General features: G+C 50.5%; 4 protein-coding genes, 4 tRNA genes and 1 pseudogene. 5 read left to right on the plus strand and 4 right to left on the minus strand.

Annotated elements, in window-relative coordinates; genetic code table 11:
• Nucleotides 1-308: 308 nt before the first annotated feature.
• Entirely contained in the window at nucleotides 309-4,496 is a 4,188-nt protein-coding gene (locus DEO48_RS26140) for an inverse autotransporter beta domain-containing protein (protein WP_109846742.1), read from the minus strand.
• Nucleotides 4,497-5,620: 1,124 nt separating this feature from the next.
• Here DEO48_RS26140 and DEO48_RS26145 point away from each other — a divergent pair.
• Nucleotides 5,621-5,851, plus strand: a complete 231-nt coding sequence (locus DEO48_RS26145) for a hypothetical protein (protein ID WP_258306220.1) — start codon at nucleotides 5,621-5,623, stop codon at nucleotides 5,849-5,851.
• A gap of 84 nt (nucleotides 5,852-5,935) precedes the next feature.
• Here the strand turns inward: DEO48_RS26145 and istB are convergent.
• The 3 genes and pseudogenes from istB to DEO48_RS27315 all read right to left on the minus strand — a co-directional run bounded on the left by istB (nucleotide 5,936) and on the right by DEO48_RS27315 (nucleotide 8,628).
• A pseudogene (gene istB / locus DEO48_RS26150) lies at nucleotides 5,936-6,676 on the minus strand (IS21-like element helper ATPase IstB).
• A gap of 13 nt (nucleotides 6,677-6,689) precedes the next feature.
• The gene (istA, locus tag DEO48_RS26155) at nucleotides 6,690-8,234 is read right to left on the minus strand and encodes an IS21 family transposase (RefSeq protein WP_109846743.1); all 1,545 of its coding nucleotides are present in this window, start codon (nucleotides 8,232-8,234) and stop codon (nucleotides 6,690-6,692) included.
• 265 nt (nucleotides 8,235-8,499) lie between these two features.
• Nucleotides 8,500-8,628 (minus strand): hypothetical protein, encoded by a 129-nt coding sequence (locus DEO48_RS27315; RefSeq protein ID WP_258306221.1) that lies wholly within the window; start codon nucleotides 8,626-8,628, stop codon nucleotides 8,500-8,502.
• Nucleotides 8,629-8,817: 189 nt separating this feature from the next.
• Between DEO48_RS27315 and DEO48_RS26160 the strand changes: the two genes are divergently transcribed.
• The 4 genes from DEO48_RS26160 (at nucleotide 8,818) to DEO48_RS26175 (ending at nucleotide 9,348) form a co-directional block, all read left to right on the plus strand.
• Nucleotides 8,818-8,893: transfer RNA gene (locus tag DEO48_RS26160), tRNA-Thr, on the plus strand.
• 222 nt (nucleotides 8,894-9,115) lie between these two features.
• A tRNA-Ile gene (locus tag DEO48_RS26165) sits at nucleotides 9,116-9,192 on the plus strand.
• Nucleotide 9,193: 1 nt separating this feature from the next.
• A tRNA-Arg gene (locus DEO48_RS26170) sits at nucleotides 9,194-9,270 on the plus strand.
• Nucleotide 9,271: 1 nt separating this feature from the next.
• Nucleotides 9,272-9,348, plus strand: a tRNA-Arg gene (locus DEO48_RS26175).
• The last annotated feature ends 1,565 nt before the right edge of the window (nucleotides 9,349-10,913 follow it).

Here is a 10,913-nt window from a genome sequence, read left to right on the forward strand (position 1 = left end):
TCCCCGCCCACGCCAGCAACAAGGGCACTTCAGCAGATGCCAGCACGTCCGATATCGCCTTCATCCCTCTGGCCAGCGCCTCTCTCCCGGAAAGTCATACTTACATCGCTACTGCCTCAGTACTTGTTGTCCTGACCTTGTTAATCCCAAATTACCGTAAACAAGGAAGCGGATGTGTGGGGTCAGTCCAGTGCATGTCGGTTCCGTGCTGTCAATGCAAGTTCGCCGTAAGGTTACCCAGACGGGACTCTTACCCCAGATTAAAGTAGTTATTAAGGCTATCTTAATCTGGAGCGTCCATCACATCATTACTGTTTTGCGGTGCTGGCTTCAGGGATCGTAATTGATGCCCTTAATGCCGGCTCATATCCTCCCAGTGTCGCTCGTAGGGTGTAAACCCCAGGAGGACGTTTCAATGAAAATTGCCCCACGTATTTCCCCCCCTTAACCTCCTTTCCGGAGGAAAATTCACAAAGGAACTCACGGAAGCATAAAGCAAATTGTACTGATTTTAGCCCGCTCACAGGGTGAGAATCCGAATCAGAGGCATTAAATACCGCATCAATTATACCGGGGCTATCTTGGATAATCTGGATGCTGCTTTTGCGTTCATCAAGGGCTTTGCCGCCAATTGAGACTCTGGTAGTAAAAGTCTCGATTTGAGCATCGACATCTGCGCGAATCAAGCAGGAGAAAGGGGTGTCAGCCTTACCTGTCAGCGTTGCAGTATAAATGCCGGGACTTGATTCATTGACCGGACCTACAGAACAACTATTACCTGCATAGTTATCACTGAAGGCAGTGAACTTAACTCGGTTACCAAGCCCTTTGACTCTTTCATTATTTTTGCTTAAAGCCTTGAAATTAATCTTCGTCCCGCTATCTGATGAAATATCCATCTTTTCAGAATCCAATTTACTCAAATACTCATCAGGTGTCTCTATATCGCTAACCTCAAAATTTGCGGGAATACTCAGTTTCTTCCCATTTAACACGGGATACGCTGTATAAGTGCCGGCTTTATCTGCTTTGATATAGACGAGCATATCATCTGAATAAATGCCTGTTATTTTATGATTAGCACTTGCATCCTGCTCATTGCTATCCAGAACCAGATAGGTCATCTTATCCTTAGGCTTGAGATTGACTTTATTCCCGTTCACATCTTTTAGCTCCAGTCGAAGAGTTGTTTCTTGTTTTACAGGTAAAGGGGCATCATGAGTATTTAAAAATTGGCTTTGTCCTTCATTCACATCAGAATCCGGAGCGCTGACCGTAATGTTCACGGGATTAATCTTGAACGCTGTGTCGCTTGCAATACTTAATTTAATAGAGTATTGCGCAGCTGTTTTTGCTGTCACCGTAGAGGTATACACACCGTATTCATTTTCCTGCATTTCACTAAGAGCGATATTAGATGAGTCAGTAACTTCCTGACCTTGATAATAAGCTTTTGTATCCACTATCAGCCCCGGGACAAGGTTGCCGGCCGGGTCTTTTGCTTCAAATCGCAGTGTAATGGCGTCTTTCCCATCGTTAGTAATAGTAGGCTTGTCTGCCCTGAAAGTGCTTTGAGTTTCATCAGGATCGTCATAAAAAGTCACGGTGTAATCATCACCGACTAGTGTAACTGGCTGATCTTTATATTTAGCATGAAGTTCATACACCCCCGGTTTGGTTCCGGATATTGAGGCCAGGTAGTCCCCCATGGGGACGTCGGAAGTAAAATAAGGCGTACCGATTGTAACTTCACTCTTGTCCGGGATTTGCCCCGACTGTTTATTTTTCACATAAAATGTAAGCCCGGGAACTAAGTTCTCCTGTGTCTTTCCATCTTTGTCCTTGGCCGTAAAGATGATATGTCTGTCTTCGACACCGCCAACCCTATAGCGCTCGTTCTTCATAAACGAATTCTTCGTCGAATCCAGTGGGTTCTCCCCCTGAACGGTTACCGTTGTTGATAATCCGGCAGCCTCAATGCTACTGACTTCAGGAACGATTGTGTATGTATCGGCTACCCTGCTGGCAAACGTAGCGGTATAAACACCATTACCGTTATCGGTTACCGCGCTCAGAGTGATGTCCGCTTGTTCAGGAATCTTGCCATGACTGTTCTTCACGACAAATCTGACATCTCCTTTCTGAACGGGCTTATCAGAAATGTTTTTTGCTGTCAATTTCAGGGTACTGCTCGTTTTCCCATCATTCATTATGACTGCCGGAGTGGGGATAAACGAACTGTTCTTTTCATCGAGAAAATCTCCACTGACATTCACGGTCATGCTTTCACCGACATTCTTCCCATAAAACTGTGGGGTTACTGTGTAATGACCCGCAGCATTACCCGTTAATGTGGCCGTGTAAGTTCCCCCCGTTGCCCGCGTATCCGTTTCGGTAATTATCCCCACATTTATCTTGTCAGGGGATGGCGTCAGGTTATTGCTGTCCGTAACGGCAAATTTCAGTTTTTTTGCAATTCCTCTGACAGGATTACCCGTTGCATCTTTAGCCACATATTTGAGAAGGATCCCTGACGGGTTGCCTGCCTGGATCGTCTCAGGCGCATGCCCTTCAGGCCCACCAAAAGAAGAGGTATCCGGAGCAGGAACATCTCGCGTAATATCCACGGTTGCTGGCGGCAGTGGGCTGTTTTCCACAACAGGTGTGAGGGTCAAAAGCTCCTGCGCTTTCCCTGCTGTCACAGTTACTTCATAAATGCCCAATGACGTCCTTCGTATTCCCGACACACTGGACGACTTCTCTTGCCCACTTGGTGTAGAGACTTTGTCAATCTGGATATTATCAACAGATTCATCGATGGGTTGTTGCTGCGCATCCCTGAGTTTCAGGGTCAATACTTCTGAGCTGGTGCCATCAGCATTCAGAAAACTGCTTAGAGGACTGAAACCACTGTAAGCCGTGCTGAAAGACCTGGCATTGACGGTGACAGTGGTAATAGCCGGTTTGGAGTGATGACCTTGCCGGTCATATGCCACAAGTGAAACCTCATATGTATTAGCCTGCATACCTCCCGCTTTAGTGTCTGGCAGAATAACGCTGTAGCGGTCAAGGGCATCTGAGACGATAGCCCCGCCGGCAGCAACCAGGGCAGTCGCGGACCAGGTTATGTGATCTAACCCATGTGATGCCTTGACCTGAACATCAAGAGATTTTGTTTCCCCTGGATAACCGCTTAATTTTGCAGCCGTTTGAAGTTTGATGGATTCTTTTTTACGGTACTCAAGGACAATATCATTATTACGATCAACCAGATCGTAACGATTGCCGGAGAGGGTTCTCAGGGCATTGATCTCATCAGGATCCAGTTGATGAGACAAGGGGACTCCCGGTTGCCAGTTCAGACTGAGGCCAATGCGAGTATCGTTTTCCCCTCCTTTCCCTTGCCGTTCATCCACATTCAGAGTCAGTAACGGGAAGGGGGTATAATTTACGCCCAGGGTGACGGAATTTGGATCCCGCTGGCGATGGTCCTTCCCAAACAGGGCGACACTGTTGCCGTAATATTGTTCATATTGTATTGTTCCCCCAAGCTGTGGCCAGGCTGGCAGATAACCTTCCGTACGCAGATCCCAGCCATTTGCCGGTCGTTCCTGATAATCTTCCAAATCTTTCGAATCCTTCCACCCTGACAACCGCATGTAGGTGTTTGCGCTCAGCTTCAGGTAATCACGCCAGTACTCCACACCCAGCCCTGCACGGGTATGCTCATGCGAAAAGTCGTAGTCCATGAAGGTGTTGGCTCCCCACATCCAGCCGTCATTAAACCAGCGCGTACCCAACCCCAGGTTACCCTGTGTGCGGTCGTCTGTCCGGTGCAGACTCCCCTGTGAGAACATCACTCTGTCTTCGCGTTCATACCAGGGAACCAGCAGGTCAAACTGGGAGTTTTTCAGGGAGAACTTCTCATCGGAATTTAGCTGCACGCGTGCCGTGCCGAAGTGGCTCAGCCACTGCTGCAGTGCATCACCTGCGGCTCCGGTGGCCATCCCTCTGCCCATGGAGGCTGCGGCCTCCCCCTGATGATTATTTTTCAGGAGCCCCCCCACCTCAGAGGCGAAGCCGGCCACCGTTTGCGCCGTTGGATCCGATGTCCCACCTGCGTCTGCCTGCACGTCATTCCCCTTTTTTCCCCTTAACGACGTCTCTGGCACATCCAGTTCATCACCCACTTGCAGATGGTCAAACCCGTGCGCAAAGGTACGTAGCTGATTCAGCTTACGAAGTGCTGGCAGGCTGATATGAAACTTCTCCGCGACACTCTGTACTGTTTCCCCTTTCTGAAGGGTGTAGACAGAGGTGTCCTGGCCAAAAGGATCTCCGTTGAGCACCGTGGCGGATGCAATAACCGGGCTGACGGAGACGGCCAGCGGAAAAGCCACCTGAACCAGTATATTTACCAACACGACCGATTTCATCAGCCGCGTTTGCAGCGCCTGCTTATACCTGTTTGCATAGCATTTATTCCTGTAATACATTTTTAACACCTTAAATAATACACAATGTAATAAAAAAGCGTATGTTATCCACACGTGAAACCGCTGCAGGATAAATAATGTGATGTGAAAATAGCGCCACTGAATATATCAGACACTGCTGACCGTCTTTTGAAAATGAGAAAGCCTGGGTCGCCAGAATGCATCACCTCTGATGAGGTATTTTTGATGGAATAAACACCCTGAAAAACACCCATCAAATATATCAGCAGAGGAGTGTGCGTTATTGATATGAACGTACATTCATATTTATTTGCGCCTTTAATTTTTTATTTTACGCAATACCCACCATGCCATTTTAAGTATATCAATGGAGACACTGACGCATATATCTTGTGTCGATACTTTGTATTTAAAGCCTTCGGAATACATTAAACATACCCGCGTCAGCCCCCCTTAAATGCACGTCCCCGGTCTGATGACTTTACTGATACATTATTGGCCGCAGGCAGTTACAGTCCCGTCGCCCTGGGGCCGCAACGACACGCAAGCACATGGTTTATATCAAAATACCTTGAGTCTGGTCCTGTCGTCGGTCTGTCGCTGGCACAATGCAACGAACGGGCACACTGCGAGTTGCCACCTGGGCCTCGAACCCCGCACCTGCGACATCAGTGTCATTGGCTCTGTCCCGCTAAGCGAGGGGCGGTCTGTATCTCCGTAACTCGGGGTAAATACTACGCACGAGTGATTCCCCTAACAAGCAATGAGCATTACCAGGATGTTTCATGTGAATTCAATGTGTTACATACATCAATCTTTTATGATCAGGAAAAGATGAAGGGAAAGGGAGTGAGGAAGCGCTGTTAGCGTCAATGATATAAGACTGAAAAAAAATGGGGTTGCGGACGATTTTTTGGACTCTCAGGAGATAAATAATGTTTACCGAAGCAGAACGTGCATATTCCGACCCAAACCGACCATTGATTCCGATGTAATCCGATAGCACTTTCCGATTTAATTCGACCGCTGTTTCCGATTTGTTCCGGCCAAATCTGACCGTCCATCGGAATCGGTGAGCCTGTTGTCGGAATTCCGCGCTTTTCACTTTTAAAACAATGGACAACACTTTCTCCTGATAACACATCTTCCAGAGGAGTGTCACCATGGCAAGACTGAGAACGCGGATGAGTAAAATTAAAGAAGTGTTGCGCCTGAAATTTGACTGCCACCTGGCCAACAGAAGTATCTCGGCCTGCCTGAATATAGGCTGCAGCACTATCTCTGACGTAGTGACCCGCTTCAGAGGCAGTCAGCTGGCATGGCCTCTTCCGGAAGACCTGACGGAATCTCAGCTCGAAGCGCTGTTCTATACCGGACGCTGCGTATTCTGGTGAAGATGAACGGTGATTCCGGAGGAACGTGCACGCGTTATTTCCTAACGCGCCCTGACTTCTTTTTATTACACCGACCGTTCACTTTTAGTCAACCTGTGCCAGTCGTTTTCTCATCGATTCGCCTTTCATGTCCAGCCGCTGGGCATTGTGCATCAGCCTGTCCAGGATCGCATCAGCAAGCGTGTTATCTCCCACGCAGCCGTACCACCCCTCCGTGGGCAGCTGGCTTATCATCACCGTCGCGTTTTTACCGTACCGATCGTCCATCAGCTCCAGCAGATCGTTACGATGAGCAGCCTGAAGCGGCTCAAGCCCCCAGTCGTCCAGGATTAGCAACTGGGTTTTCGACAGCTGAGTCAGCTGTTTTCTGTAGCTACCGTCTGCCCGACCATGCGTCAGCTCACCCAGTAACCGGCTCAGGCGCCAGTACTACACGCTGTAACCCTGCTGGCAGGCGTTGTTACCCAGCGCGCAGCCAACGTAGGTTTTACCGCAGCCGCAGGGGCCGGTTATCAGCAGATTCTGGCCCCGGAGCACCCATTCGCTCTGGCTCAGCTGTGCGATACGTGAACGCTCCAGGTTTCTGGCAGGCTGGTAGTCGATATCGTGCACCGAGGCCTCAAGCCTCAGTCGCGCTTTCTGCAGCAGCCGTTTTTGCTTACGCTGGTCCCGCTCCAGCGATTCGCGGGAGACCAGCAGTGCCAGCCGTTCTTTGAACGAGAGGTCTTCGTAAGTCCCCGGTTGTTCCATCTGCGCCGACAGCGCGGTGGCCATACCGGTCAGTTTCAGCTCAGACAGTTGTTTCATCAGCGTATGTGGCATTATCAGGCTCCTTGTTTCAGTGGAAGTGGCGTAGGCCACGGATGTTTTCATGCTCCTGGGGGAGCTCTGGTGACGGATGCGGGTCGCTGTCCCGCGGAACGAGATCGCGGTTGGTTTTCAGGATCGACTTTATCTGCTTCAGGCGGCTCAGCCCTTCGCTGTTGGCCAGCTGGCAACTGCCGTTGACCCGCTCTGCAGGATACTCACGTGCCAGGCTCAGCAGCCCCAGGCACAGGCGATAGGCCTGCTCCGGATGCGCCTTTTCTGCCAGGCGATCGCTGATCCACTGTAGCGTGTCGGGACCCACGCCGGCGGCCCAGTTTTTCAGGCGTCCCGGCGTCCACTGCTGATGGTGCCGGTGGCGTTCCGGCATGTGCTCCGCCGTCGTACTGTTCCCCGGATGGAGGCGTCGTGGGTGTGTGGCTATCATCTGGTCTCCCACCCAGACCTCAAGCAGGTTATCGAAGGCATGCAGTTCCACTTTATGGCCAACGTACTGATGAGGAACCGAGTAGTGGTGCTGCTCATACTCGACGTGGTAATCGATATTCACCTTCGCTTTTTTAATATGCCGGTAGCGCCATGGATGCACCGGTAACTGGCGAAGCGCGGGTCGGTCCAGCCTTTCGAAGGCCTGCCTGCGGTTGCCGGGCAGCTTTTTGAAGGGGCGCTCGTTGAGGTCTGCGACCAGCGTACGGATACAGTGGTTCAGCTCCGACAGCGAGAAGAAGACCTGGTGGCGCAGCCGGGCCAGGATCCATCTCTCCACCACCTGTACCCCGATTTCGGCTTTGGGTTTGTCTTTAGGCTTTCGCGGACGGGCGGGGATCACTGCAACCAGGTAGTGCTCCGCCAGTTGCTGATAAGCGGGATTCAGTTCGGGGTCGTAACGGCAGGCCTTGCTGACCGCACTTTTCAGGTTGTTCGGCACCAGGATTTCAGGTACGCCGCCGAAGAACTCCAGCATCCAGACGTGGCTGAGTAGCCAGTCCTGTAGCGACTGCGTCCAGGTGGCCTCAGCGAAGGTGTAGTTTGAGGCACCCAGTACGGCCACGAAGATCTGTGCCAGGCGGCATTCACCGGTATCAGGCGAGACAACCGGCACGGTGGGACCACAGTAGTCGATAAAGCATTTTTCACCGGCAATGTGTTGCTGGCGCATGGAGCGTTTTTGTAACTGACAACAGGCGTGGTAGCGGTAGCAGAACTGTGAGTAGCTATAGGCACGGACCGGCACCCGCTGGCAGTACTCCTCCCACAGCAGGTGCCGGGTGACGCCTTTTTTACACAGTTCCATGTGGATATCAGCCCAGTCGGGGTCCTCGAGCCCGCCGGGTCGGCTGTCAGACTCCGGGTAGAGCAGGCTGGCGAGCCTGCTCTCTGACATCCCCTCTGGCAGTGGCCAGGAGACCCCGACGGCATCAAGACGTTTGAGCATTTTCTGGATAGCACCGGTACTGACGTCGGCACACTGACTGATCTGGCGAAAGGAGAGCCCGGCCTCAAAACGTAGTCTTAAAATATCTCTGATTTTACGCATATTGATTCTCTTGTTCGGCATATCTCTCTCCATGGAGTTAAAGAAAAAGAGATAGCAGGAAAAATCAATGCGTTAAGAAAGATTCTGGAAACGTGAACAGCGATTCTGGTCAGATGAACACCGATTCTGGGTATGAGGCCAAATCATGGTACTTTCCGCCGGAATACGCGTTCACGCAAAACCAGAATCAGCGTTCACGTTCCGCCAGAATGACTGTTCACGCCAGGCCAGAATACGCAAGAGTGGGCTTTTTTCATTTCGCAGGCGTTCCATACAGTACCTGTCATCATATGCCTGCATAAACAGCAACATTCGCAACCTGACGAAATGCAATAGCTTTCTTGTAATACTGGCGGATTCCTGGCTTTATCATCAGCATATTGGATGTCCCTTGCCTTCCTTCGGTATTCATCATTTATTACTTTCTGAATCATTACCATACCCCATGAAACCTTTAGTTAATGGCTGATGCTTGTCTGGTTGTATTTCCGTCGTTACGATTTTCACACGTTCTGGGTCGTTCCCGTGGCATTAATATATAAAATCAACTGAAGGGGATATTTAATTCCCCCTTAGTAGCAGAAAATACTGTTTTTAACATTATGCCGACTTAGCTCAGCAGGCAGAGCAACTGACTTGTAATCAGTAGGTCACCAGTTCGATTCCGGTAGTCGGCACCATAATTCTGCATGAGGAAAGCGCACTGGCAATGGTGGCTTTGAGTGGCTAACTCTGGCGGGAGTGCAGCCAGTGTACTTCCCTGTTGTGATGAATCCCCCTATGCGGAGGGGCGCAAACAGTCAGAGGTATTCCGCTTTGTAGCGAAATCTGTTATATGCACGCGAGTCACGATGGCTGACCAACGACTCACCGGGAGGCACCCGGCATCACAACAACTTAACGGCCCTTTAGCTCAGTTGGTCAGAGCAGTCGGCTCATAACTGACTGGTCGCTGGTTCAAGTCCAGCAAGGGTCACCATCTGCCACTAGCTCATCTGGATAGAGCATCAGCCTTCTAAGCTGAGGGTACGAGGTTCGAGTCCTCGGTGGTGGACCATGCGTTGTTAGCTCAGTTGGATAGAGTATTGTTTTCCGAAGGCAAGGGTCACTGGTTCGACTCCAGTACAGCGCGCCATGCAAGTGTAGGCCTGGACGTAGGTCTACCGATGCGATAGTCCGGACGTGCAGGACTCTAAATACGATAACGTTGATGGCGGGGAAACAGACCCGCACTTTCGCGGTCATCGTATAATGGCTAATACCTCAACCTTCCAGGCTGATGATACGGGTTCGATTCCCTCTGCCCGCACCAGTTTTGACCTTCAGTCTGCGATGATGGGGTTGCCCTGAGTGACAGGCGACACTCCCACCAGACATGGGTGTGACTGGAATCAGGCTGGCACCCAGACGAATGGGAATGATAAACATCAAGAGTAAAGTTTTCTTCATGAGACAAGAGGACTTTACTGTTGCGGTGAATCCCACTATGCGTAGGGGCGTAATCGGTCAGTTGTCCGTCTATTAATGCGTTTCAGATGGTACGTAACAAGCCAATGACACGCGAGCCACGGAGACCGACCAAAGGCTCATGGAGAGGCACTCCACACCGCAACAGCTAACAAACTTTACTGGCGAGTAAATAATGCGCGGAAAATAATGTCTTTTGTTTAGCGGAATGCTGACACGCTTACCGTACAGTCTGGACCAGAAGCATTGCATACCGGAAGAAACGGTCTCCATCCCGTGATTATTTACAGAAAACAGATTCGATCAGAATCATCCCTCCTGGGTGTGCAGCATTCACGGATGGTTAAAACCTTACACCCCGGAGAAAGTCTTAGTCCCGTTCTCACAAAGAACAAGAAAACCACCTATAGCTCTCAGAAAACCTGATTAATTCCATAAAGTAATATGTTCACAACCCCACGTAAAAACGTGTTTTTTTTCTATCGGTCGGGTATTCCCTGAATGGTCAACAGCCTGCTGCAGAAAAGCCTGCACAACTGTGCCAACCGTTTAATTATCAATGACAGTACTGAGTAAATCATCATTCATGGAGGATTCTCCCTCTTCTTTAGTGACGATATTGCCCGTTTGTTTACCCTGCTCTGGCAACCTGAAAGACATCATTCATGTATACGATCAGAAATAACGGGGAGAAGAATCAGTGAATGCCATATTAACCGTGACTGAATTCGACAGAATTCGCAGAAACCTGGAGCAGGTCTCAGACACGTGGGCAGACCTATGGACACTGCTAAGTCTGACTCGGCTCAGGGTAACGCAGCTCCTGCGCTGCCGGTACCAGGATATTAACGAGGGGATTATCAGCCTGCCCGGACACGGCGGGGTTAATGAACAACAGCTCACCCTCAGCTATACCGCACTAGCGATTATCAGCCATCGCCGAAAACGCCACCCGTTCGATATTTTTCTGTTCCAGAGTCATTCCCGGCGAGTAAGCCCCCCCCAGGGGCCCGTCACCCTGATTGCGTTCAACACCGCGTTAAAAAGAGCCTCCCGGGGCGCGACGCATAAAACCGTCAGCAGCAGAAGTGCCTTGTGGGTAACAACAGTGACACGACGCGCCACGGGATAAACCACATCGGCAGGTTTATCCGGCACGGGTGTTACAGCGGTAATTCATCTGCCAGCTGGCTTCTTCGATGCTGTAGATACCGGTCAGGCACCGGGGGCAGC

The sequence above is a fragment of the Enterobacter sp. CGMCC 5087 genome (assembly GCF_003144775.1).
GTDB lineage: Bacteria > Pseudomonadota > Gammaproteobacteria > Enterobacterales > Enterobacteriaceae > Enterobacter > Enterobacter cloacae_M.

What these genes read in the sequence shown, in the direction of transcription:
- DEO48_RS26140 (WP_109846742.1), bottom strand. Translation starts at nt 4,496, where the DNA reads ATGTATTACAGGAATAAATGCTATGCAAACAGGTATAAGCAGGCGCTG.
- DEO48_RS26145 (WP_258306220.1), top strand. Translation starts at nt 5,621, where the DNA reads ATGGCAAGACTGAGAACGCGGATGAGTAAAATTAAAGAAGTGTTGCGC.
- istA (WP_109846743.1), bottom strand. Translation starts at nt 8,234, where the DNA reads ATGCCGAACAAGAGAATCAATATGCGTAAAATCAGAGATATTTTAAGA.
- DEO48_RS27315 (WP_258306221.1), bottom strand. Translation starts at nt 8,628, where the DNA reads ATGATGAATACCGAAGGAAGGCAAGGGACATCCAATATGCTGATGATA.